Here is a 24,128-nt window from a genome sequence, read left to right as displayed (position 1 = left end):
GATTTAGGGTTACTCCGCTTTTAGTTTCAGATTGGCGATAACCTCTTCAGGTTTTTGATACACATAGGTTATCTTCTCGTCGTCTTTTGCTTTTTGAACCCCTTCCAACAATACTTTTTCGTTGGCTGCAAGTCCTTTTTTCACCACATACAAATCGGGCAATTCACCTATAATTTCAAATTCTCTTGATTTGAGTTTATTGTTGCTGTCTACCACAAAAACATACATTTTATCCTGTATTTCGTAAGTAGCTTTTTGCGGAATAATCAAGGCATTTTTCACTGGCAATGTCATTTCCACTTTACCGGTTTCACCATTTCTTAAAAGCTTGTCGTTGTTTGGAAATTTAGCACGGAAGGCAATATTACCGGTTTCAGGATCAAACTCACTTTCGATAACTTCAACTTTCCCTTTGTATTTTAAACGATCGCCATTGGCTAAAATCAAACTTACCTCGCTGTCACCACGGCTTTTCACATTGGTTTGGTATTGCAAATATTCAGGCTCAGACACATTGAAATAAGAATACATTTGGCTGTTATCTGAAAGGCTCGTCAATAATTCACCTTCATCAATAAGACTTCCCAACTTTTTAGGAATACGGTCAATGGTTCCGGCAAATGGGGCTCTGATTTCGGTAAAAGACAAGTGTAATTTTGCCATGGCTACCTCGGCTTTGGCTTGCTCTAGTTTGGCTAGTGCCATAGCTTGTTCGTTTTTAGACACTACATTTTTGTCGGCTAATGTTTTCGCGTTTTGCCATTCGATAGAAGCGGCTTTGGCTTCAGCTTCGGCTTTTTGCAATTCGGCTTCATACAATTGCGGCATGATGCGGAACAGCACCTGTCCGGCTTTTACATACTGCCCTTCATCAACATAAATATTTTGCAGGTATCCTTTTTCCTGCGCACGGATTTCGATGTTGCGCACGGAACGAATCTGTGAAACATACTCCTTGGTAAAGGAAGTGTCAATTACTGCGGCATTGGTTACGGTAAATTTACCGGTTTCCTCTTTTTCTTCTTTTTTAGTGGTGCAGCTTGTTAGGCACAACAGGGCAATACAGCCCGCGAATAGAACATTTCTCTTCATGGTTTTTTAAATGAAATTGGAGCGATTAAACGCGTTGAATTCAGAAATTGTTGGATGTAAATGATAAAAACAATCAAGACAAACCAGATTGTTATTCAAGAGTGAAAAGGCTACAGCATATCCGTGAAGACATGTTAGAACATGCCTGACCGTAACCCACAGTTAAGCAGGAATCAAATTCTTAACGTTCTGTTTTTGATGTAAATCGGAGCTGAATTGTCGCTAAAGAAGTGCGGACTGGCAAACTCGTTATTGTAGTAATTTAAATGGACATAAGTAGTAAATGTTGTCAATCCGTTTTTATACAAACCGTACTTTCCAACAAAAAAATTACTATCATTTCCTTTTTTAGCCTCATCGCTACTGAGGTGTTCTTCTTCAATATCAATATCTGTATCTTCGATTACGATACTGAATGAGTCATCAATTGTGAATTTTAATTGACGGTCTTCTGATAGTTGTTGAGGGGAACAAATATATGTAGTACTAGGTTGCGTATCGGCATAAAAATTATGACTCCCGCCGCAAAGCAGTAAACACAAGTATCCTATAAAAGCAACTATTCTCATATGGAGGCCAAAAGTACTAAAAAATTGAGACGATAAAAGAAAAAAACATAGCTGTAACAAGTAAAAACTTACGAAAACGATTTCGATTATTTTAACAGACTCAATTAAATCAGAAATGCATTTAATAAAACAACCGGTAAATCCCTAACGTTCAAAAAAATATAGTTGACAGGAATAAAAAGTAGACTATTGAGCGTATTGGGAAGTGAATTCTGAAATTTATATTCCTTTACTATTATTATATTTTTATTATCTTTATGAACCTATTACTCCCCCACTAACCCGAAACAACTTCTATATGAGTTTCAAAAGAACTTGGATAAAACTTTCGAAATGGTTTTTAACAAGACCTAACACTACAGGTGCTCTTGTTTTTTTGGCCTTGATGCTATTACTCAGTTTTGTTGTGGGCTTGCGTTACAAGGTTGTTAAAGAAAACCAGCAGCGGGAAATGTCTAACATTATCAATGTAGTACATCAAAATTTTCAGCAAGTCTTGAAAAACAGTTATACTACTACCCTAACACTGGCCATGACTATTAACGATGAGGGGATCCCTGAAAACTTTGATAAAATTGCGCCTAAACTGGTCAACACTAATGCCAGTATTGATGCCGTTCAATTGGTACCAAATGGAGTGATTAAATATGTTTACCCATTAGAAGGCAATGAAGCAGCCTTGAATTACGATATTTTGAATGCGCCAAAAGTGAAAGAAGAAGCGCTGAAATCGATTAAAACCAAATTAATTTATTTTGCCGGACCCTTAAAACTAAAACAAGGCGGAATTGGTGTAGTAGGCAGATTACCGGTCTATAAAAACAATAAATTCTGGGGGTTTTCGGCCGTAATTATTAAACTGAATACCTTGTTGGAACTTTCCGGAATAAAATCAATAGATGACAGTAAATACTATTTTCAATTTTCAAAAGTAAATCCGGACACCCAAAAAGAGGAATTTTTCCTTCCAAAAAAAGAAAATTTCTCCAAAAAATTCTATCAAACCGTTATCATTCCTGATGGTGACTGGAAACTGTATCTCATCGCCCAAGATAAAAACGGTTTGCTTTATCAAATAACTACATCAATTGTTTTAGGCTTTTTATTGTCCTTAATCTGTGGTTTGTGGGTAGCTTCTATCATGAAAAAACCAGCTAAACTCCAATTGCAGATTTATGAGCAAGCGAAAAAAATACTTCACAGCGAAATCGAATTTAAAACCATATTCGAGCAAGCTCCGGTTGGTATTGCCCGAGTTGAAATGAATACCGGAAATTTTTTAGCCGTAAACGATGAATTTTGCCGGATAGTAGGGTATGATCAAAAAGAATTGAATAAAATTAATTTTCAAAAAATAACTCACCCCGATGATTTGGCTCAGGATGCTCTTTATATGGAAAAACTAAAAGACGGCAACATAGACGAATTTACACTTGAAAAAAGATACATTCACAAAACCGGAAGAACGGTTTGGGGAAATCTTATTGTATCTCGCTTATCAAAATCTGATGGAACGCCTACCAACAATATTGCCATTATAGAAGATATTACCGAAAAGAAAAGAGCCGAGGAAGAATTGAAACAATCTTTTGAAATTGTATCCGAACAAAATAAAAGGCTATTAAATTTTTCCTATATCGTTTCACACAATCTGCGCTCACACACCAGCAATATTGAAACCATTTCCAGCTTTTTAGAATCAGCCGAAACCAAAGAAGAACGAGACGAAATGATTGGTTTGCTGAAAAAAGTCTCTGCTTCATTAAATGAAACCATGAGTAATTTAAACGAAGTAGTGAGCATTAGAACCAACATTAATCTAACCATTGAACATTTAAACCTTCATGACTATATAGAAAAAGCCAAAACGGTTTTAACCGAACAAATTGTCAAAAAAGAAGCCGTCATTCATAACGAAGTGGCCACTGATATAGCGGTAGATTACAATACAGCTTATCTTGAAAGTATACTTTTAAATTTTATATCTAATGCCATACGCTATAGTCATCCCGACCGAAAGCCGGAAGTTTTTATTTCCTATGACGGAAAAACAAAAACACTGAAAATAAAAGACAACGGTATTGGTATTGACATGGTCAAAAATGGTGATAAATTATTCGGTATGTATAAAACCTTCAATGGCAATCCCGACTCAAAAGGTATTGGCTTATTTATTACCAAAAGTCAGGTGGAAGCTATGGGCGGCAAAATAGAAACCGAAAGCGAACTAAATAAAGGAACCTCTTTTACTATTTATTTCAAATGAAAAACAAGGTAATTTGCATAATCGATGACGATCCTATTTATCAATTGTTGATTAATAAGATTATTGCCATGTCGGAAACCGAATATGATGTTATTTCTTTTAAAAATGGGAAAGAAGCCATCGAAAGCTTCAAAGCGGATTTGGAAGACAATAAAGAAATGCCGGAAATTATTCTGCTAGACATTGAAATGCCTATCATGGATGGTTGGGATTTTATGAATCAAATTGAAAAATCACTTTCGGGCAAAACCAAGAAAACAGCCATTTACATTGTAAGCTCTTCTATTGCCTATGAAGATAAAGAAAAGGCCAAAACATTTCCTGAAATCATGGGATATTTTTCAAAGCCGATAGATAGCAGCAAAATCATGGAAATCACTAAACATGTCACTAAAAGTAAGTAACCTATCCTCAAATAAATCCCGATTTTATTTCGATTTATACTATTTTTACATCGTTAATTATACTCGATGCTTGAAATTTTAGGATATATCGGAGCTTTATTTATCGGATTAGTACTTGGCATTACCGGTGGCGGTGGTTCTATCTTAACAGTTCCGATATTGGTTTACGTTTTACATTTAAATCCATTAATCGCAACAGCTTATTCTTTATTCATAGTAGGTACTACTTCAACTTTTGGCACAATCAGTAATTTTAAAAAAGGGCTGGTAGTCCCAAAAACAGCAATACAATTTGCTATTCCTTCGGTAATTGGTGTTTATCTGACTCGAAAATTTGTAGTGCACCATTTACCCGATGTCATTTTTTATTTTGGAGCTGTCCAACTGACCAAAGCTACTTTTTTGATGCTCATTTTTGCTGTGGTGATGTTTTTAGCTGCTTATTCGATGCTGAAACCACCAAAAAAAATTGAAGAGAGTGAGTGGAAAACCAAAGGACCTGTTATCATCATCATACAGCTATTCTTTGTTGGTATTTTAATAGGATTAGTGGGAGCTGGTGGTGGTTTTTTGATAATTCCTGCCTTGATACAATTGGCCAAATTACCTATTAAAAAAGCCATTGGAACTTCGTTGTTAATCATTGCCTTCAACTCACTGATTGGTTTTATGGGCGATGTGCAAAATATTGCTATTGACTGGACTTTTCTACTAGTTTTCACTGCAATTTCAATTACCGGAATTCTTATTGGTTTGCGAATTCAGCAATATATAAATGAAAGATTATTGCGTAAGATATTCGGTATTTTCGTTTTAGCCATGTCAATTTTGATTTTGTATGAAGAAGTATTTTCATAAAGTATTCTAAATACAAATCGTTTTAAACCACTATTCTTTAATTTTGTACAAATTATTTTTTTATGAAAATCGAACAAATATATACCGGATGTATTGCCCAAGCTGCCTACTATTTAGAAAGCAATGGAGAAGCTGCTATCTTTGACCCTTTGCGTGAAGTGCAACCCTATTTAGACAAAGCGCAAAAAGATAATGCTAAAATAAAATACATTTTTGAAACGCATTTTCATGCCGATTTTGTTTCAGGTCATATCGATTTGGCACAAAAAAGCGGAGGAAAAATTGTTTATGGTCCAACAGCTGCACCTGAATTTGAAGCCATCATCGCTACCGATAATCAGGAATTTAAAGTAGGTGACTATACCGTTAAAGCCATTCATACGCCGGGACATACTTTAGAAAGCACCTGTTATTTACTAACCGATGCTAACGGAAAACAACACGGCATCATCACAGGAGACACGCTTTTCATTGGCGATGTGGGCCGTCCCGATTTAGCACAAGCCCTAACCGAAGAACTCACTCAGGAAAAATTGGCTTCTTATCTTTTTGATTCATTGCGCAACAAAATCATGCCCTTAGCAGATGATTTAATTGTATACCCAAGTCATGGTGCCGGCAGTGCTTGTGGCAAAAACATGAGCAAAGAAACTACCGACACTTTGGGAAATCAAAAGAAAACCAATTATGCGTTGAGAGCTGATATGACTAAAGAAGAATTCACTAAAGAGTTGTTAGACGGTTTAGGCGCGCCACCGGCTTATTTTCCTCAAAATGTGATGCTGAATATCAAAGGGTATGAGAGCCTTGACACTGTAATCAAAAACAGTAAAATAGCACTTTCTGCTGCTGAATTTGAAGCGGTGGCCAATCAAGGAGACGTTGTCGTTTTGGATGTTAGACATGAAAATGATTTTGTAAAAGCACATATTCCAAATTCGATTTTTATTGGTATACAAGGTAATTTTGCCCCATGGGTAGGGTCATTACTCAGAGATGTGAATCAAAAATTACTATTAGTTATCCCCGAAGGAAGAGAAGAAGAAACCATCACGCGTTTGTCTCGTGTTGGATTTGACCATGTGCTTGGTTACTTAAATGGTGGCATCGATGCTTGGACCACTGCCGGTTTTGAAACGGATGCTATAGCTTCTATCTCTCCGGAAACTTTTGCCAATCAATTAAAGGCCGACAGTATAGTGGTGGATGCCCGTAAACCGGGTGAGTTTGAAGCAGAACATGTAGAAAACGCTATCAATCTTCCGTTGGATAATGTCAATGAAAATTTCCAAAGTGTACCAAAAGACCGGGATTTCTTTTTGCATTGTGCCGGCGGATATCGCTCCGTGATTATGGCATCAATTCTGAAATCAAGAGGCATTCATAACATGATTAATGTAGAAAAAGGAATGAATGGCATCAAGCAAACATCAGTAAACTGTACCCAATTTGTTTGTCCTTCAACTCAAAAATAAATCATAAAAAAACAATAATAACACTTTGTTCACAAGGCAAATTAGATACATTTGCACAAAATTTTTTAATAAATATAAAATGAAAAAAGTACTTCTTTTAGTAACCGTAGCTATCGCGCTGTTTTCGTGTAGTAAAGTAGCCGATGGTGAATATTTAATTACAGGAAAAGTAAAAGGATTAAAAACAGGTTTGGTTTTTTTACAAAAAGAAAATCCAAATGGCATGGGATTATTAACTGTTGATACAGTGAAAATTGTAGATGAAAAATTTGAAATCAAAGGTAAAGCTGACGAACCTGCTATCAGCTTAATTGAAATACAAAAAGTAAACGGTAAAGTACCTTTTATTTTAGAAGAAGGTGAAATTTCTATTGAAGTAGATAAAGACAGTATTTTTAAATCAAAAATTGGCGGAACTTACAACAATGATGAGTTTTCTAAATTCAATGAAGAATCGGGTAAGATCAAAAAAGGCTTGCAGAAAAAAGTAATGGATTTCCAAATGAAAAACATGGCTAAAATGAATGAAGCCAGTCAAAAAAAGGACACCGCTACCATAAATTCGCTTAGAAAACAATACGACGAACTTCAAAAAGGCATTACTGATTATACTTTTGATTATCCAAAAACACACCCAAAATCATTCATTAGCGTTTTGATTGTTCAGGCCATGTTCAGTAATCCTAAGTTTAAACCGGCTGATATTGAAGCGATTTACACTACTTTGGATGAATCATTGAGAAAAACAAAACCGGGTAAAAAGATCAAAGAAAACCTAGAGAACATAAAAAAACAGGAAAAAGCTAAAACTACGGTAGCTGTTGGTGATGTGGCTCCTGACTTTAAAGCTCCGAATCCGGAAGGTAAAATGGTTTCTTTAAAAGAAAGTTTAGGCAAAGCTACTTTGGTTGATTTTTGGGCTTCTTGGTGTGCCCCATGCAGACAAGCTAACCCGGAAGTAGTTGCCCTTTACAGTGAACTACATGCAAAAGGGTTAAACATTATCAGCGTTTCATTGGATAATGATGCTGCTAAATGGAAAGAAGCTATAGCTAAAGATAAATTGACTTGGACGCAAGTTTCAAATTTAAAAGAAATGGATGACCCGATTGCTCTTCAATATGGTGTTACACAAATTCCTTCAACCTTCTTATTGGGGGCTGATGGTAAAATTGTAGCCATTGATTTGACTGGTGAGGCATTGAAAGCTAAAATCAATGAACTTTTAGCTGCAAAATAAAATGCTTTTCAGAATTACTATTGAAAATCTCCTTCGGGAGATTTTTTTATTTTACTCAAAACCAAACCATTAAAAAAACCTTGAAGAAAATACAGTTTTTTTATTTGTGAACATCAAAAGTGTTGTTATATTTGCAACCGCGCCAAGCGATGGGGAGATACTCAAGCGGCCAACGAGGGCGGACTGTAAATCCGCTGATTACATCTTCGCAGGTTCGAATCCTGCTCTCCCCACATAAATAAAAACAAAAAGTCTCAAAACCCTGCAAATCTTAGGATTTGCAGGGTTTTTGTTTTTCTGGTACCTCCAAAATATTCATTCAATCTTAAATCTTAGGGAGCAAAATCGAGACCCTACATTTAAACCAAACTTAGGGTCTCGCTAAATCTTCTTAAGCCTTACAAACACTGTACTTTTAGCCTGTTCACTAACCCGTTCAAAAGCTGTACATCTTGTTTGTTATTACTCAGGAATTTAAATTGAATAATAATTAAAAGGTTACCACCATGAAAACAAAAATCACTCTGCATTTCTATGCCAAGAGCACTAAAATGAATGCTGACGGCAAATTACCAATTTATATCAGACTAACTGTCGATGGACAAAGAATGGAATTTAGCACTAAAAAGTTTATTGATAAGTCGAAATGGTCCCCAGAGCTAGCCAAAATGAAAGGACAGAATGAAGAAGCCCGTTCAATTAATAGTTATCTGGATATGATGAGATCTAAAGTTTTGGGAGCTGAAATGACATTGTTGCATAAGGAAGAGCCGGTAACTGTTGAAAACGTGAAATCAATAATAAGTGGTATATACAAAAACCATAGGACGTTGGTAAAAGTATTTGAAGACCATAATAATAAAATGCGTGAATTAGTTGGAAAGCAATATGCCTGGGGAACATTGCAGCGCTTTGAAGTAACGTTAAATCATTTACAAAATTTTCTCTCATGGAAAAGTAATGACGACGATATTGCCCTAATAAAAATTGACCACGCATTTATAACAGAATTCGAGTTCTATCTAAGAAGCGTAAAAAACTGCGCCAATAACACCGCGGTAAAATACGTTAGGAATCTTAGAAAAATAGTTAATATCTGCCTGAATAATGATTGGTTAGAGAAAGACCCTTTCAGTAAATATGAAGGCAAAGTTTACGAGGTTGATAAAGAGTTTTTAACTGAAGACGAACTCAAGAAAATTTACTCCAAAAAATTCATGAATACCCGTTTGGAACAAGTGAGGGATATTTTCATTTTCTGCTGTTTCACAGGCCTTGCCTATATTGATGTGCAACAATTAAAAAGGGATCATTTAGGAATAGGTATAGATGGTAATAGATGGATATTCAAGAATCGTCAAAAAACGGACACAAGTTCAAAAATACCATTGCTGCCAGTAGCAGAGGAATTGATAAAAAAATATGAAGAGCATCCAAAATGCATAAATGAAGACAGAATACTTCCGGTGCTCAGTAACCAGAAAATGAATAGCTATTTAAAGGAGATTGGGGATGTTTGCGGAATTAACAAGGAAATTACTTTTCACATGGCACGCCATACATTTGCTACCTCTGTTACTTTAACAAATGGGGTTCCCATTGAAAGTGTTAGTAAAATGCTTGGGCATAGAAGTTTGAGAACTACACAGCACTATGCCAAAATCGTTGACAAAAGAGTAAGCGATGATATGGCTATTCTCAAAGAAAAATTATCCGGCAATTTGCTTGTAAAAAGTTCATAATCCATACAACAAAAAATAGAAATAACATTTTACCAAAATAATTTTTAATTAGTCAAGCACCGCCATAAAAGGCGGTGCTTTTTTATGAAAATCAAAACAAGAATCAGGGTGTGTAATTCCCGAATCGCACACTATAGTTCTTGAATCTCTTATATGCAATAGATAACTTCGCATCACTACAACAACTACAAATGGATCCACAAATACATGAATCAAGAATCCGGGCACTTTACAAAATGCTGTTTGAAATCATCAGCGGCAATCTCGCGCACAGGGTTCCGGCCGATACGGATGATGAACAGTTTAATGAAATAGCAAAATCTTTAAATGAGTTTGCATCAAAGTTGCAAGACGCCAATTATGAAAATCCATTCACTACGTCAAGAAAGTGGGAAGCTTCAGAATTAATCGAGCCGGTGGCGTTGATCCAAAAAGTACAGGAATACATCCTTACCCATCTTGACGAAGAACTTCCTTCCTCAAAAGAACTAGCGCAAATGTTTGGAACAAACGAATTCACTTTAAAACAAAGCTTTCGCAATTGGTCCAAAACAAGCATCTACCAATTCTACAATGACGAACGGTTAAAGAAAGCCCATTTGATAATAGAGCAAACCAGAGTTCCTTTGACCAAAATTGCCCTTTTAAGCGGCTTTAATAATTACACCAACTTCTATAAAGCTTTTAAGAAAAAGTATGGTGTGTCGCCTGCAGATGTAAAACGGAGTACCACATCTGAAACGAATAAGGACACTGACTCCAATATTGAGTAGTAAACTATTCCCAAATAACAATCGGTTAAAAATTTCATTTACAGAATTTTACTGCTCCAAAAGCGCACAAAATGAAATGCAAAGTACTCAAATCCAGTGCAATTTATAGTATAGCTATGCTGCACATACTGCTTTTTACCTACGCAGCTACTAGCAAGGTGTTGGATTTTCAGAATTTTCGAATCCAACTCGGTCAGTCGCCATTACTAAGTGCCTTTGCAGACTCAACTGCAATAGCAGTTCCTGTTGTAGAAGGCGTTCTGGTGTTTCTGTTGCTATTTCGCAAATCCCGGCTGATAGGACTTTACGGCAGTTTTGCACTAATGACCATGTTTACAGCCTATATTGTAATCATTCTCAACTTCAGTTCCTTCACCCCTTGCTCCTGTGGTGGCATCTTAGAAAAGATGAGTTGGACGCAGCACCTTGTTTTCAATATAGTATTCGTGCTACTTTCAGGGATGGCAATTGTGTCAAGTACTCCCAAAAGGATTACAATGGGCTACCTGACTCTACTCGCAACCTCAGCTATTGCCTTTATTACAGTGCTATTTCTTCTGTCAGAAGATATCATTCAGCACCGCAATAACTTTGTCAGAAGATTACCGGAGCAGTTCTCTAAAGAACACGATATCGACCTCGGATTCAATTCCTATTATTTCGCCGGAATCACCAACGGAAAAATATACCTGGGCAACACGACAGCACCTTTATTGCTTACGGAGGTTGATACCTTACTGAAAACCAAAAAGGAAATCGCCGTTCAGTTAAATAAGGTAAACTTCCCGTTCCGTTCAGTACAACTACAGGTGCATTCCAAATACTTCTTCGCCTTCGATGGTACGGTGCCGGTCGTGTTCCGGGGCAAAACAGGGCAATGGAGTGCCACACAACTACCGGGTATAAGTAGTAAGTTTTCCAATCCGGTCTTTACCGATTCAGTCTCACTGGCCTTTCGCACGCACAAACCCAATGCGGAAAATGTTTTGGCTCGTTTTGACCAGAAGAAGTGTCGAATCATAACGAATCCGGGGCTACTTCAAAAACAAATTGACGGTATTTTTGATACCGATGGCATCTTAAACTACGACCCCAACACCAACAGAGTAGTCTACCTCTACTATTACCGCAATCAGTATATTGTAGCCGACCCAACCCTCAAATTAATCCATCGTGGCAATACGATTGACACCATCAGCAAGGCACAAATCAAAGTAGCATTTAATAAAGACCGTAACGAAAAAAAACTCTCGGCCCCACCATTAACCGTCAACAAGAATGCCTATCTGTACAAAGGCTTACTATTTGTTCATTCGGCACTCATGGGGAAATTTGAAGATGCCAAAATGTGGAAACAAGCGAGCCTTGTCGATGTATATGACGTAAATAAACGCTCTTACGTAGTGAGCTTTTATATTTACAATATAGATGGCAAAAGGTTAAGCCATTTTATGGTCGAGGGAAATAGGTTTTACGGACTAATAGGCACCCATCTGGTCAGTTACCAAATGAGTCCTCTGGTAGTAAAGAGGTATGCCGCCCAGCCATTAAATACGTACCAAGACGAATCACATAACAATATAACAGGCCTGTTATCAGGAGAAGATCGAAAACCTGTGAACAGAGTAGATCAGTAACATTAAATGTATTAATCATGAAAAGATTGAGTAAATTCATTCCAATGGCCGTACTGGCCTTGGGATTGGTAGGTGCGTTAAGCTCGTTCACCTCGAGCAACAATGCCAAAGACACCGTCAACATCCAAGGGTACCTAAAAGCGAACCCTTTCGGAACGGTGTGTAACACCTCTATCATGTGTTCCGATGATATTGGACCACTTTGCACCGTTGGCAGCACCCAGGTTTGGGGTAAGGATGCTAATGGAAATTGTGTAGTTGAATTAAAACGCAACCACCAGTAGCCAAAAGCAAAGCAGTTCCCAAGGGAACTGCTTTGTTATTTAAAAAGTATCCGGTGTTAACCAATCCGGTTTAGGTCCTCCTTTCAGGTAGTAGTCCCACCACTGACTCATGCGCCGGGTTAAATCCACTTGATGTTCTGCTTTGGTCAGGCTGTGCCCTCCTCCCTCATACAGCAACAATATATTAGGTTTTCCAAGCCTACGCAAAGCCAGATGGAATTCCAGACTTTGGCGATAGTTTACCGAGTTATCCTTTGTCCCCGACCACAGTAAAAGTGGAGTTTTTACTTTGGGAGTATAAGTAACCGGAGAATTCTGCAAATACCGGTCAAAAGCATCAAAAAGCGGCACACCCATCCGCAATTGATTGGATTCATAACGCCAAGTCTCCTGTTTCAGATTGCCATCACCTACGGAAAGATAACAGCTGATACTATCGGCAAAACCGGAACCCGAAACAGCCGCGGCAAAAATATTTGTTTGAGTGACAATAAAATTAGTTTCATACCCCCCAAACGAATGCCCCACAAGGCCTATTCGCTTTTTATCCACCGATTCGTGCGCCACTACTTCATTCACAGCAGCGGTAACGCACTCTACCGCCGATTGCCCCGTTTTCCCTTCCTCATAAGCGATATCGGGCAGCAGTACAAAATAACCCTGCGACGTGAGATTGCTGATATTAAAACCATCCTGATTGCGCAGGGACGGATTAACATACTCATTGTAATACTGGGATAACCGCTCATAAATATACACGACCATCGGATAGCTTTTATCGGCATCATAGCCAGCCGGATAGAAAAGGGCTCCGTGAAGCAACTGTCCTTTAGAATTCTCATAGGAAATGCGTTTCGAGAATCCCCAATCATAGTGTTGCTGTTGCGTGTTACTTTGATACACCAACATTTGATTACCCCCCGGATGCTGCACTACCAATTGCGGCGACAGATGGTAATGCTCCCTAAGGAATGCATACACCCCGTTCGCCGTTTTGGTAATGGCGCTAATCCTGTTACTTTCAAAAACAATAGGGGTCGCACCATTTTTAGGAGTCCAGTTAAAGTAGCCGCTTTTCGACGGGCTTACCGCCCTCAACACAAGTCCGTTATTCAAATCGAGCCCGTTGTCTGAACGTGAGCCGACAGTTTCATAAGCCTTTGGGGGAACAACCCTAAAAACAGTGCTTGTTTCCCTGCCTTTGGTCAGACGATCGGCACCGCTTCCATTCGTCTTAAGACTCCAAATATCATACGCATCATAAACCAAAACGGCATCGTCATTGGGCGTCCATCCGGCTATGCCGCAAACCTGTACATCACCCGAACGGTCGTACAGCGGGTCGGTAAACGATGATCCAAGCGAAGCGGTAAGGTTATGATGGGCGGCCGTTTTGATGTCATAAACCCACCAATCCTTATCCTTAAAATAAGCGATGTAGTTCCCTTGCACCGATATTCCCATTTTTGTCCTATCGGGACTATGCTTTTCCAACACTAACCGTTCCGCACCAGTGGCAACATCCTGCAAATAAAAATCAACCGGTGCATCATAGTCAAATTGGGGTTCATGTGCCATCGGATCATAAACCAAAGCCAATTGCTGACCAGCCAGCAGTTCCTGATAAGGGAAACGAACCGAAGTCACCATCCTTAACTGTTGCGTTAGCGGTTGCCACACCGCCAGCTTGACCCTATCGTTCCAGCCGTTAATGGCCCGTTTGCGGGGGTAGGGCAATTTATCTGCGGTATTCCAAAGTTGTACACCACCAGTATCCTGCGAGGGTTGTTTTGGCTTCACCCCAAAAAACACCCTTTGCCCATCATCAGACACCGAAAGCTCCGTTACTGAAGCATGGTAAAGCTCCCCATCTTTTGGGAAATCCTTAAACTGATTCCGGTCAAAAACATAATGCTTCTTTTCGGCCAGCTGATAAAATCCAACATAAGCCTCAGCCCCTTCGGTAAGATAGGCCAAAGAAGCACCATTGGCTTGCCAAACTATGCCTTGGTATATTTGGGGTTTCACGTCAATAAGCTGTGGCTGCTCCACGCGGTTCAGGTCCAACAGCAACAGTTGGCCCTCGTAGTCGCATACCAATTGGCTACCCGCCGGATTCATCGAAAACAGCGACGCTTTGGGAATCCTTTTCAGCACCTTCCCATCCATAGCCACTACTAATAAATCACCAGCGGTTGTCCCCACATTTTCCAACAATACCAACAAACGCCCACCTAATGCCAGGCGATACTGCCCACTGTTGGGGAACTGTGATTGTGTGCCTAACTTCAGGTTTACCAGCACCACTGCCCCATCAGGATTGCGAAACACAAAATGACCGTTGGCAGCAAAACGCCCCTCCGTGCCACCGGCAAAAGAATAGGTTTTGTCCGTCCTGGTGCTTTTTACCATGAGCGTATCGACACCGCTTTCATAGGTAAGCGTGTAGCACGCCCATCGTCCATCCTCGGAAAGCTGCACTTGTTCCAACGTACTCCACAAACCATAGTCAGCTTCAGTCAACTGTTTTTTAGCCACCTGACTCCATACCGGGCAGGCAGCCAATAGTACGAATAACCACTTCTTCATTAGTAGCCGGTGTTTTGAGGTTCGAGATTTGGATTCAGTAACAACTCATTTTGAGGTAACGGGAACAAGACCTCGTGCGCATCCCAACCGGGTTTTGCCACATCGAGTACGGCGTTGGCCTCGCCCGCACGTTTTAAGTCAGCAAAGCGGTGACCGCCTTCCGTAAAGAATTCCACCCGTCGTTCCTTTACAATGGCGGTAAGTACTTCCTCCTGCGTGGCAGCAGTGGTATTCGGCAAACCCGCCAAATTGCGAATGGCATTCAAATCATCCTTCGCCCCACTCAAAAACCCCTGCTTTGCCCGGGCTTCCGCCCGAATCAAATACAGTTCCGGCAAACGCAGTACAATCGAATACTCGGTACTGCTTCCGGTAAAACTTTGTTGCTTGTATTTATAAGCATGGTACCAAGTGGTGCTCCCATCAGTTACCCCCTTTACCCAATGCAACTTGCGCAAATCACCCGGCTCAAAAGCATCCAACAACGACTGGGTCAGTGCCACAAACGGCGGCGGTCCGGCCGTAAAAATAAAGTTGGCTCCCTCCGCCGTACTGGCTCCAGAATTCTGCGGAATAAGCTGCCACAGGGTACTCGGGCTGTCCTTCAAAAAGGCACTGTCAAAATCGGTCACAAGCGCATAGGTTCCCGTTTCGTTCAGCACAGCAGAAGCAGCATTAGCCGCCTCCGCAAAGTTGCCGTTGTACAAATACACCCTGGCCAATAATGCCGTAGCGGCCCACTTATTGGGGCGCACCCGGCTCCCTCCAAAATCAGTGGTAGGCAATAAGGCCTGCGCCGTTTCTAAATCGGCAATGCAACGGCTATACACTTCGGCAACAGCTACTTTAGGTGCCATCTGGTTCTGCTGATAGTCAGTAGTGGTAATATATGGCACTGCGCCAAACAGATTCGCCAGGTTAAAATGCACCAGCGCCCGCACGAACAAAGCTTCTCCCATCAACTGGTCTTTATCGGACTGCGCCAGTTTGGTGGCATTACTCACTCCTTCATATACAGTATTGGCCGCATAAATCTGGTTGTAGCTCCTGCTCCACCATTCGGCAACAATACCGGTGGTCGGCAACACACTGTTGGTATACAGGAACTGGGTGTCGCCCGAACTGATGCCATAGTAATCCAATTCATCCGCATAGGCACCCAAGGCAATAGACATGCCCGAGGCACCACCCGATAGTAGGCCGCTATCTCTCAGCTTGGCATAAATATTCGTCATAGCAGCGTTGGCCGTAGCCCGCTCTTCAAAAACACTGCTTGAGGTCAGTTGCGAAGACGGAAGATCCACCTCTACAAAAGAATCACAGCCCGAAAACAATACCGCCAGTACCATAAGCAGTCGCACCGGCATTCTATAATTGAAGTTTTTCATAATTAAATCGTTTTAAATTAAAAGCTAAACTGCACTCCTGCCGTAAACACCTTTAAGGGTGGCAGGTACCCATACGCGGAAAATTCAGGGTCTCTGCCCTTATACCCGGTAAATGTCAACAGGTTTTGCCCCTCAAGGCTAACCTTGCAGCTGGCCCCAAAGAGCCAGCGCTCCGGAACTTTATAGCTGAGGGCTACATTTTTCAAACGCACAAATGAGGCATCGCCAATCACCGCATCACTCTCGTAATAGTTGTAGTAGGCATCCACAGCAGCACCGTTATACCCTGCCGTAAAAATTTGATACCCTGAGGTGTCACCTGCGCCTTGCCAGTGCTGCAGTATTTCGGTGGGCTGATTACCAAAGGTTCCCGGTACACCCGTCATCGCGGCAGCAGTGTAGTTGTCCTGCTTCACAAACTGAAACAGTACGTCAAGCGACCACCGTTTATACGTCAACTGGTTGCCTAGCCCGCCAAAAAAGGCCGGATTGAAATCCTTCACCACCTGCTTGTCCAGTGCAGAAAGCATCCCGTCACCGTTCAAATCGGCAAAAGTAAAAACACCCGTGGCCGGGTCAAGCCCGGTATAATGATAGACTTTCTGAATGTTTAAGGCCTCTCCTATCACAAACTGGTTGCGGTACGTCGAGGTAGCCAAATCGGGAAAGGACACCAGCTTGTTTTTCGAAAAAGAAATGTTGAAGTTCGTAGTCCAACTGAAATTCCCGTTTTGGAAATTCACGGTACGCAGGGTTATTTCAGTACCGCGGTTTTGTACGGTCGCATCGAGATTGCCTTGAATGGAAGGAAAACCGGTAGTGGCGGGCATCGGAATCCCTACCAATTGGCTCGACGAACGGTTGTTGTACCACCCCAGTGTCAAGAATATTCGGTCTTTAAAAAATCCGGCTTCTACCGCCAGCTCCAATTTTTTGTTGGTTTCCCAACCAAAATTCGGATTATACAACCGCGTAGGTTCCAACCCAATCACGCCATTATAGCTCACACCCGAAGACAAAAAAGTATCCAAAAACTGGTAATCGCCAATCAGGTCGTTCCCGGTGGTGCCATAACTTGCCCGCAGCTTTCCAAAACTGAGTATGCTGTTATCCTTCAGCAACGTTTCGTTGCCAAACAGCCAGGCCGCTCCTACCGCACCAAAGGTCGCGAACTGCCTGCCTGGTCCAAAACGGCTGCTACCGTCACGGCGACCGGTCAGGTTCACAATATATTTATCCTGATAGGAATAGTTCAACCGGCCAAAAAAAGCCTGGTAGCGATAGTCCGTTGGCTGATCCTGCAAGGTCTTTACGCTAAAAGCAGCACCCAGGTTATAGATGAGGCTGTTGTTCACAAACCCGGTACCCTCCTGCAACAGCTTGGTGCCTTGCTGCTGCTGAAAAGTACCTCCGGCCAACAGTTCCGTTTTACCATACTTCCATTGCTTTGACCAACTCAATTGCGGTTCGGCTATCCACGAACGTCGGGTCACGGTATTCACAAGCAAGCCCGAGAATTCAGGACCGGCTCCATACACAGGGTCGTAAATCGTCGAAGGTGTGGTTCGGGTTTCATCGTGCCGGGTATCGGTAATCCCAAAGGCCGATTTCACTTCCAATCCTGGCATCAGGCTGTAACCTACAGTCCCATTAGCTATAAAATCGTAAGTCTTGGTACGGTACTTCCCTTCCAAAGCCGCCAAAGGATTTTCCCAGCTGCTGCCGGCCCAATTTAAACTCCCATCATCATTATATAGCGCCGGAGCATTCGGAGCCAACAACATCGCCGTACGGGTCAAATCAACAGCCGGTTGGTTATTGTCCTGTACGGTATACCCCGTTGATAACGACATACGGAATTTTTGGTTTTCCGACTTGTGGTTCAGATTGCTGCGCAGCACACCCCTTTTATACCCAAAATCGCCCGGAAAAACCGTAGTCTCCTCATGAAACGTTCCACTCACCAAAAACTGGGTTTGGGCACTGCCTCCGCTTACCGAGGCATTGGCATCCTTATAGTGCACGGTGCCGCCCAGCAGTTCCTTTTGCCAATCCGTATAGCGGTTGGGGTCCCAGGTACCATTTACATCATAATCCATAAACGAAGGGGTAACCCCATCATTAGCAAAGGCCTCATTCCGCATCGCCAGGTACTGCTCCGTGTTCAGCAGGGTCATAAACTTAGTGGCTTGGGCTACACCCTGCGATACATTCGCAGTAAAGCGGGTCTTGCCCTGCTTCCCTTTCTTGGTGGTAATTAGCACCACCCCATTGGCACCACGCGAGCCGTAAATGGCTGTAGCATCCGCATCTTTCAACACTTCAATACTTTCAATATCCTGCGGATTAATGCTATTGAGCGGATTCGCCAGAGTGGGCAGTATGCTCGTCGTTCGGGAGTTCCCTACCGATTCTGACGAATAAGGCACACCATCAATCAGGTATAACGGGCTATTGCCTTCCGCCCTCAGGCTGTTCTGCCCCCGTATCTTTAGGTCAAACCCACCACCGGGCACGCCACTGGTTTGGGTAATACTAACACCAGCCATTCGGCCCTGCATAGTCGAGAGGACGTTGGTTACGGGTTGCTTTTCAATGTCTTTTGAGGTTATTTTGGCAATGCTACCGGTACGTTCCTTGTCTTTTACGGTGTAGTAGCCCGCATTCACGGTAACTTCTTGTAAGGTAGTGGCATCTTCAGTCATGGTAATGTTGATCACGCTGTCCGTCGCGATGGTGACGGCGACTTCCTTATAGCCTACAAATGAAAAGATAAGAATATCACCTGCAGCAGCACTAATGGCATAGCGCCCCTTGTCGTCGGTAATGACACTCTTGTCACCCCCAACTTGATTGGGGGTCCTTTTTTGGGTTATGGTAACGCCAGGTAGCGCACCATGGGCATCGGTTACGATTCCTGTAATTTGTTGTGGGTTGTTTTGGGCAAAGCAGCCGCTGCTGTAGAGCAGGCAGTAAAAAAATACCAAGAGTAAAGGCGCTCGTGCCTTGTACAATGAATTTTTATTCATAATATTGGATTGGTTAAATGAAACATTAGTTTTGTTTGTCTACCGGTCCTCTGTTCAACCGCCAAGAAGATGCAGAGGGCCTTTTTTTTGCGGATTTGTTTGAAGTTTAGATTTTGTTTGTTATACCATAGGCTTTAGGGTTTACTGATTCATAATTGTTTTGTTTTTGTTCCTTGTCTGTCATTCCCGCGAAGGCGGGACACGAGCGCCAGCAAACTGGCAAAGCAATCTAAAAACCTGCGTGGACATAGCATTATAACCCAACTCAATAAAAACTCAACTATCGCTCACACGCAGGCTGTGTAAGTAGTTGTTCAAATAGTGAATAGTGCAAAGCGAAGAAGCAAAAACTACCCGGACCAAATGGCGAACGGAGAGAAGCTAATCCCTTATCCCTCTTCCCTTTTAACTAATAAAAAAATGGTTGAACCTAAGAGCGGAGTAAACACAAAAAAGGCGCGGAACTCAGCTTATATCGACCTAAGGTACTGGTATACCTGTACACGAATAAGTGAGCCCACGCCAAAGGACGTGAGCATCTTACTTATCATCCCGTGTACTTAAAATTACCAGTTTTCTGATACGAGATTCAAAGCGAATGCTTCAATATTGTTATTTGAAGAATCGCAAATTTAATTAATTCGGTGCTAATATAAGAAAAATAATAAACCAAACATATATGTGTGCTTTTAATTTGTGGTAATGATAGAATTTTATAATGTGGAAAATGAACAACAAAATAAAGCTATCATAAAACTTGGTTTAACAATCAGAAAAATAAGAGAAGAGTCAACAGACTTTTCTCAAGATAAATTAGCTTTGGAAGTAGATTTATCAGAAAACCAAATTCGTAGAATAGAAAAAGGTCAAACTAATCCAACCATTAAAACTCTTCTTAAGATAGCCAAAGCACTAAACGTAGATATTAAAGATTTGTTTGGATAAAGAACAACTAACCAAATACCACACTGAAGTAAGATGCTGATAGGCATCTTTTTTTTATTACCAATTTGAAATACTAAATACTCCCGAATTGCATACTTTTTTATAATAGCACTTTCTATTTTGAGTTCATATAAAGCTCAAACTATGAAATGGTATGAAATTTTAACGGCTGTTCCTGTAATTGCTATTGGCGTTTTTATTGGTATCAAGATGAAAGAATTCAGAAAAGAAATTTACCATAATGATAGTTGGAAAAGTAGGAAAAAGTAAAAAAACTTACATATATTTGAATGTAGTAGATTTCAACTAAGATAATTTAAAATTATGAGTGAACAAATTAACCAATTCATTAAAGAAGTTGAAGAAGCAAAAGTGTTAATTGAAAATGAACTATCTATCAATTTAAAATTTCTTGATATCCAATTAGCATTGGCAGAAAAGTTAGGATACGAGCCTGAAGATAGTACTCGAACAGCTTCACATAATCTTACTGCAGTTCAAATATTTGAAATGCTGATAGATTTTAATTTCCCTAGAGAGACAGAAACTGTCATATTAGAAAGTTCAATTCTTCCCGAAGATGCTATAAGGAGAATTGATGAACAAAGGATTAAAAGTAAAGGTGAAATTTGGGTTATCTACAAATATGATAAAGATCCGTTGCCATCCAATCCGCATGCTCATAATGAAGCAACTGGTCAAAAATTAGATTTAAGTAATGGGAATTTATATGACAGTAAGAACAATTATTTAGGCACTAATATTTCAAAAAAAAATCTTGAACTACTACGGGGTAAAGTTATTAATATTAGCCTCCCTAAATTAAAAATCTAATTTTGGTTAGAGTTCATATCATTTTTGTTTAGTAGCTGGTTGATTAGCGAACTTGACTATTTTCTTCGCAAAAAAACTATACCTTTAACCCGCTAAATAGTCTGTTTACATCTTTACTAGTCAGAATAAACAGTACTAAAAAAAATGAATAACAGCTTTAAACAAATCACTATATAAAAACAAAATGACAAGCGAAACACAAAGATCAGAATTACTAGCTAAAATATGGAAAATTGCCAACGAAGTCCGTGGCGCCGTTGATGGATGGGATTTCAAACAATTCGTATTAGGAACGCTTTTCTATCGCTACATTAGTGAAAACTTTACTAATTATATAGAGGCTGGTGACGACAGCATTGATTATGCTGGCTTATCGGACGGTGTTATTACACCGGAAATAAAAGATGATGCCATTAAAACAAAAGGATATTTTATTTATCCAAGTCAACTATTTGTAAACGTCGCGAAAACGGCCAACACCAATCCCAACCTGAATACCGATTTAAAAGCCATTTTCACTTCAATTGAAAGTTCTGCCAATGGGTATCCTTCAGAAGAGGATATCAAAGGATTGTTTGCTGATTTTGACACCACAAGTACGAGGCTGGGTAACACTGTTGACAATAAAAACAGTCGTTTAGCGGCTGTTTTGAAAGGTGTTGAAGAATTAAATTTTGGTAATTTTGAAGACAATCACATTGACCTATTTGGTGATGCCTACGAAATTCTCATTGGCAACTACGCCGCTAATGCAGGTAAGTCAGGTGGAGAGTTTTTTACTCCAACGCATGTTTCCAAGCTTATTGCGCAATTGGCTATGCACAAACAAGAAAAAGTAAATAAGATTTATGACCCAGCGGCGGGTTCGGGTTCACTCCTGCTTCAGGCAAAAAAGCATTTTGACGCGCATATCATTGAAGAAGGTTTCTTTGGTCAGGAGATCAACCATACTACGTATAATCTGGCTCGTATGAACATGTTTTTACACAACGTAAACTACGACAAATTCAATATTGCGTTAGGCGATACACTTCATCATCCTCATTTTATAGACGACAAACCCTTTGATGCCATTGTTTCCAATCCGCCTTATTCGGTAAAATGGGTTGGTGATGATGACCCAACACTTATAAACGATGACCGTTTTGCTCCTGCCGGTGTTCTGGCTCCTAAATCTAAGGCAGATTTTGCCTTTGTATTACACTCACTGAGTTATCTATCCAGCAGAGGAAGGGCAGCGATCGTGTGTTTCCCCGGTATTTTTTACCGTGGTGGGGCAGAACAGAAAATCAGAAAGTATTTAGTTGATAATAACTTTGTAGAAACTATCATAGCGGTAGCACCCAATTTGTTTTACGGAACTTCTATTGCGGTAACAATTCTGGTACTATCAAAACATAAAACCGACACTAAAACGCAATTTATTGATGCAAGTGGTGAAGGTTTCTTTAAGAAAGTAACCAATAACAATATGATGACTGATACTCATATTGAAAAAATAATGGATTTATTTGATAGCAAACAAGATGTGAAGCATGTAGCGGTTTCTGTTGACAATACTATAATTGCCGAAAATGACTATAACTTATCGGTGAGTTCCTATGTAGAAACTAAAAACAATCGGGAGGAGATAGACATTGCAGCATTAAATAAAAAAGTTTCAAAAACTGTGGAAAAGATAAATATCTTACGTACTGAGATTGATGCCATTATAAATGAGATTGAAGCATGAGTTACTTAGAAAAATTATTGGATGGCGTTACTGTGGAATGGAAGGCGATTGGGGATATTGCTATAATATATGGGGGCTTACCGGAAAAAGTAAAGCCGATTTTGAAAACGGCAATGCTAAATATGTCTCATATAAAAATATTTTCGCAAATATTGAAGTCAATTTTGATATTCTTGAAAGTGTAGAAGTTTCTTCAAATGAAAGACAGCACGAAGTAAAATATGGTGATATTTTATTTACTGGTTCTTCAGAAATTGCAAATGAAGCTGGAATGTCTTCCGCTGTTACAACAAAATTCAATAAGAAAGTTTATCTAAATAGTTTTTCATTTGGATTAAGATTTAATAATGATATCGAAATAGTACCGGAATTTGCAAAGTATTTATTCCGTGCTGATTTTATGCGAAAAGAAATAGCAAAGACTGCCAGTGGTGTAACACGCTTTAATGTTTCTAAAGAGCGTTTCAAAAACCTCAAAATACCCATTCCTTACCCAAATAATCCCAAAAAATCTCTTGAAATGCAACAAAAAATAGTTGGCATTCTCGATTCTTTTACTGAGCTTACAGCGGAGCTTACAGCGGAGCTTACAGCGGAGCTTACAGCACGAAAAATGCAATATAGTTATTATCGGGAGAAATTGTATTCACAAGATAAAAATAAAGTGCAGCATTTACCTATGGGTGATGAAAATATTGGAGTATTTCAAAGAGGTAAGCGTTTTGTAAAAACAGATTTAATCAGTGAAGGCGTTCCTGCAATTCATTATGGTGAAATGTACACGCATTATGGTACATGGGCGGATAAAACCAAATCCTTTCTGAGTGAAGAACTTGTTAAAAGTAAAAATCTGCGTGTAGCTCAAAATGGGGATGTTGTTATCGTTGCAGCAGGTGAAACAATTGAAGATATTGGAATGGGAACGGCATGGTTAGGTGACGAGGGAGTAGTAATACATGACGCTTGTTTTTCATACAAAACTTCGCTAAATCCTAAGTTTGTGGCTTATTTTACAAGAACCAAACAGTTCCATGACCAAATTAAGAAACACATATCTTCTGGTAAAATTTCCGCTATTAACTCAAACGGCTTAGGAAAAGCGATAATTCCGGTTCCTTCTGCAGCGGAGCAAGAACGTATAGTAAGCATTTTAGACAAATTTGACATTTTAACCAGCTCCATAAGCGAAGGTTTACCAAAAGAGATAATGTTACGTAAAAAGCAGTATGAGTATTACAGAGATTTGTTATTAACCTTTCCAAAAAAATAAC

19 protein-coding genes, 1 tRNA gene and 1 pseudogene are annotated in these 24,128 nt (G+C 40.1%); 16 read left to right on the top strand and 5 right to left on the bottom strand.

All coding sequences use genetic code 11. The annotated features are described in order from the left end of the window. Positions 1–9: 9 nt before the first annotated feature. On the bottom strand, positions 10–1,092 hold the full coding sequence (locus GUU89_RS08525; RefSeq protein WP_162127516.1) for an efflux RND transporter periplasmic adaptor subunit: 1,083 nt from the start codon (positions 1,090–1,092) through the stop codon (positions 10–12). A gap of 173 nt (positions 1,093–1,265) precedes the next feature. Beyond that, positions 1,266–1,661, bottom strand: coding sequence for a hypothetical protein (locus GUU89_RS08520; RefSeq protein ID WP_162127515.1), 396 nt, complete (start codon positions 1,659–1,661; stop codon positions 1,266–1,268). A gap of 298 nt (positions 1,662–1,959) precedes the next feature. Here GUU89_RS08520 and GUU89_RS08515 point away from each other — a divergent pair, with 298 nt between their 5' ends. The 11 genes and pseudogenes from GUU89_RS08515 (at position 1,960) to GUU89_RS08470 (ending at position 12,340) form a co-directional block, all read left to right on the top strand. Beyond that, positions 1,960–3,927, top strand: coding sequence for a PAS domain S-box protein (locus GUU89_RS08515; RefSeq protein WP_162127514.1), 1,968 nt, complete (start codon positions 1,960–1,962; stop codon positions 3,925–3,927). After that, entirely contained in the window at positions 3,924–4,331 is a 408-nt protein-coding gene (locus GUU89_RS08510) for a response regulator (RefSeq protein ID WP_162127513.1), read from the top strand. Before GUU89_RS08515 ends, GUU89_RS08510 begins: the two co-directional genes overlap by 4 nt. Positions 4,332–4,397: 66 nt before the next feature. Further along, positions 4,398–5,189 (top strand): sulfite exporter TauE/SafE family protein, encoded by a 792-nt coding sequence (locus GUU89_RS08505; RefSeq protein WP_162127512.1) that lies wholly within the window; start codon positions 4,398–4,400, stop codon positions 5,187–5,189. A 62-nt stretch (positions 5,190–5,251) separates the two neighbouring features. Further along, entirely contained in the window at positions 5,252–6,664 is a 1,413-nt protein-coding gene (locus tag GUU89_RS08500) for an MBL fold metallo-hydrolase (protein WP_162127511.1), read from the top strand. A 79-nt stretch (positions 6,665–6,743) separates the two neighbouring features. After that, entirely contained in the window at positions 6,744–7,904 is a 1,161-nt protein-coding gene (locus GUU89_RS08495; RefSeq protein ID WP_162127510.1) for a TlpA disulfide reductase family protein, read from the top strand. 151 nt (positions 7,905–8,055) lie between these two features. After that, positions 8,056–8,137: transfer RNA gene (locus GUU89_RS08490), tRNA-Tyr, on the top strand. A gap of 273 nt (positions 8,138–8,410) precedes the next feature. After that, positions 8,411–9,646: a site-specific integrase gene (locus GUU89_RS08485; RefSeq protein ID WP_162127509.1), complete on the top strand. Its 1,236-nt coding sequence runs from the start codon at positions 8,411–8,413 to the stop codon at positions 9,644–9,646. Between the two features lie 191 nt (positions 9,647–9,837). After that, positions 9,838–10,419, top strand: a complete 582-nt coding sequence (locus GUU89_RS08480; RefSeq protein WP_162127508.1) for a helix-turn-helix domain-containing protein — start codon at positions 9,838–9,840, stop codon at positions 10,417–10,419. Positions 10,420–10,490: 71 nt separating this feature from the next. Beyond that, positions 10,491–10,877 (top strand): annotated as a pseudogene (locus GUU89_RS15410) (MauE/DoxX family redox-associated membrane protein); the annotation flags it as partial. A 39-nt stretch (positions 10,878–10,916) separates the two neighbouring features. Further along, the gene (locus GUU89_RS08475; RefSeq protein WP_202924442.1) at positions 10,917–12,056 is read left to right on the top strand and encodes a hypothetical protein; all 1,140 of its coding nucleotides are present in this window, start codon (positions 10,917–10,919) and stop codon (positions 12,054–12,056) included. 17 nt (positions 12,057–12,073) lie between these two features. Beyond that, positions 12,074–12,340: a hypothetical protein gene (locus GUU89_RS08470; RefSeq protein WP_162127507.1), complete on the top strand. Its 267-nt coding sequence runs from the start codon at positions 12,074–12,076 to the stop codon at positions 12,338–12,340. Positions 12,341–12,379: 39 nt separating this feature from the next. Here the strand turns inward: GUU89_RS08470 and GUU89_RS08465 are convergent, their stop codons facing one another. From GUU89_RS08465 to GUU89_RS08455, 3 genes are read right to left on the bottom strand one after another with little or no spacing between them, the layout of a single operon-like run. Beyond that, entirely contained in the window at positions 12,380–14,929 is a 2,550-nt protein-coding gene (locus tag GUU89_RS08465) for an alpha/beta hydrolase family protein (RefSeq protein ID WP_162127506.1), read from the bottom strand. After that, positions 14,929–16,317, bottom strand: a complete 1,389-nt coding sequence (locus GUU89_RS08460; protein WP_162127505.1) for a RagB/SusD family nutrient uptake outer membrane protein — start codon at positions 16,315–16,317, stop codon at positions 14,929–14,931. Before GUU89_RS08460 ends, GUU89_RS08465 begins: the two co-directional genes overlap by 1 nt. A 17-nt stretch (positions 16,318–16,334) precedes the next feature. Further along, positions 16,335–19,346 (bottom strand): SusC/RagA family TonB-linked outer membrane protein, encoded by a 3,012-nt coding sequence (locus GUU89_RS08455; RefSeq protein WP_162127504.1) that lies wholly within the window; start codon positions 19,344–19,346, stop codon positions 16,335–16,337. A gap of 702 nt (positions 19,347–20,048) precedes the next feature. Between GUU89_RS08455 and GUU89_RS08450 the strand changes: the two genes are divergently transcribed. From GUU89_RS08450 to GUU89_RS08435, 5 genes are all read left to right on the top strand, one after another. Continuing rightward, on the top strand, positions 20,049–20,291 hold the full coding sequence (locus GUU89_RS08450; protein ID WP_162127503.1) for a helix-turn-helix domain-containing protein: 243 nt from the start codon (positions 20,049–20,051) through the stop codon (positions 20,289–20,291). 144 nt (positions 20,292–20,435) lie between these two features. Next, positions 20,436–20,561 (top strand): hypothetical protein, encoded by a 126-nt coding sequence (locus GUU89_RS15125; protein ID WP_262886107.1) that lies wholly within the window; start codon positions 20,436–20,438, stop codon positions 20,559–20,561. A gap of 54 nt (positions 20,562–20,615) precedes the next feature. Beyond that, positions 20,616–21,125, top strand: a complete 510-nt coding sequence (locus tag GUU89_RS08445; protein ID WP_162127502.1) for a hypothetical protein — start codon at positions 20,616–20,618, stop codon at positions 21,123–21,125. A 184-nt stretch (positions 21,126–21,309) separates the two neighbouring features. After that, the gene (locus tag GUU89_RS08440; RefSeq protein ID WP_162127501.1) at positions 21,310–22,857 is read left to right on the top strand and encodes a type I restriction-modification system subunit M; all 1,548 of its coding nucleotides are present in this window, start codon (positions 21,310–21,312) and stop codon (positions 22,855–22,857) included. Further along, the gene (locus tag GUU89_RS08435; protein WP_202924441.1) at positions 22,841–24,127 is read left to right on the top strand and encodes a restriction endonuclease subunit S; all 1,287 of its coding nucleotides are present in this window, start codon (positions 22,841–22,843) and stop codon (positions 24,125–24,127) included. Before GUU89_RS08440 ends, GUU89_RS08435 begins: the two co-directional genes overlap by 17 nt. The last annotated feature ends 1 nt before the right edge of the window (position 24,128 follow it).

Origin of the sequence: Flavobacterium phycosphaerae, from assembly GCF_010119235.1 — a bacterium.
Lineage (GTDB): Bacteria > Bacteroidota > Bacteroidia > Flavobacteriales > Flavobacteriaceae > Flavobacterium > Flavobacterium phycosphaerae.
Note: the sequence above shows the minus strand (reverse complement) of the source record. Positions and strands in the feature narration are given on the sequence as shown.

Excerpts from the sequence above, each read along its gene's own strand:
- GUU89_RS08460 (WP_162127505.1), bottom strand. The coding sequence starts at position 16,317 with ATGAAAAACTTCAATTATAGAATGCCGGTGCGACTGCTTATGGTACTG.
- GUU89_RS08470 (WP_162127507.1), top strand. The coding sequence starts at position 12,074 with ATGAAAAGATTGAGTAAATTCATTCCAATGGCCGTACTGGCCTTGGGA.
- GUU89_RS08520 (WP_162127515.1), bottom strand. The coding sequence starts at position 1,661 with ATGAGAATAGTTGCTTTTATAGGATACTTGTGTTTACTGCTTTGCGGC.
- GUU89_RS08525 (WP_162127516.1), bottom strand. The coding sequence starts at position 1,092 with ATGAAGAGAAATGTTCTATTCGCGGGCTGTATTGCCCTGTTGTGCCTA.
- GUU89_RS08485 (WP_162127509.1), top strand. The coding sequence starts at position 8,411 with ATGAAAACAAAAATCACTCTGCATTTCTATGCCAAGAGCACTAAAATG.
- GUU89_RS08435 (WP_202924441.1), top strand. The coding sequence starts at position 22,841 with ATGAGATTGAAGCATGAGTTACTTAGAAAAATTATTGGATGGCGTTAC.
- GUU89_RS15125 (WP_262886107.1), top strand. The coding sequence starts at position 20,436 with ATGAAATGGTATGAAATTTTAACGGCTGTTCCTGTAATTGCTATTGGC.
- GUU89_RS08505 (WP_162127512.1), top strand. The coding sequence starts at position 4,398 with ATGCTTGAAATTTTAGGATATATCGGAGCTTTATTTATCGGATTAGTA.
- GUU89_RS08465 (WP_162127506.1), bottom strand. The coding sequence starts at position 14,929 with ATGAAGAAGTGGTTATTCGTACTATTGGCTGCCTGCCCGGTATGGAGT.
- GUU89_RS08450 (WP_162127503.1), top strand. The coding sequence starts at position 20,049 with ATGATAGAATTTTATAATGTGGAAAATGAACAACAAAATAAAGCTATC.
- GUU89_RS08515 (WP_162127514.1), top strand. The coding sequence starts at position 1,960 with ATGAGTTTCAAAAGAACTTGGATAAAACTTTCGAAATGGTTTTTAACA.
- GUU89_RS08445 (WP_162127502.1), top strand. The coding sequence starts at position 20,616 with ATGAGTGAACAAATTAACCAATTCATTAAAGAAGTTGAAGAAGCAAAA.
- GUU89_RS08510 (WP_162127513.1), top strand. The coding sequence starts at position 3,924 with ATGAAAAACAAGGTAATTTGCATAATCGATGACGATCCTATTTATCAA.
- GUU89_RS08440 (WP_162127501.1), top strand. The coding sequence starts at position 21,310 with ATGACAAGCGAAACACAAAGATCAGAATTACTAGCTAAAATATGGAAA.
- GUU89_RS08480 (WP_162127508.1), top strand. The coding sequence starts at position 9,838 with ATGGATCCACAAATACATGAATCAAGAATCCGGGCACTTTACAAAATG.
- GUU89_RS08455 (WP_162127504.1), bottom strand. The coding sequence starts at position 19,346 with ATGAATAAAAATTCATTGTACAAGGCACGAGCGCCTTTACTCTTGGTA.
- GUU89_RS08500 (WP_162127511.1), top strand. The coding sequence starts at position 5,252 with ATGAAAATCGAACAAATATATACCGGATGTATTGCCCAAGCTGCCTAC.
- GUU89_RS08475 (WP_202924442.1), top strand. The coding sequence starts at position 10,917 with ATGGGCTACCTGACTCTACTCGCAACCTCAGCTATTGCCTTTATTACA.
- GUU89_RS08495 (WP_162127510.1), top strand. The coding sequence starts at position 6,744 with ATGAAAAAAGTACTTCTTTTAGTAACCGTAGCTATCGCGCTGTTTTCG.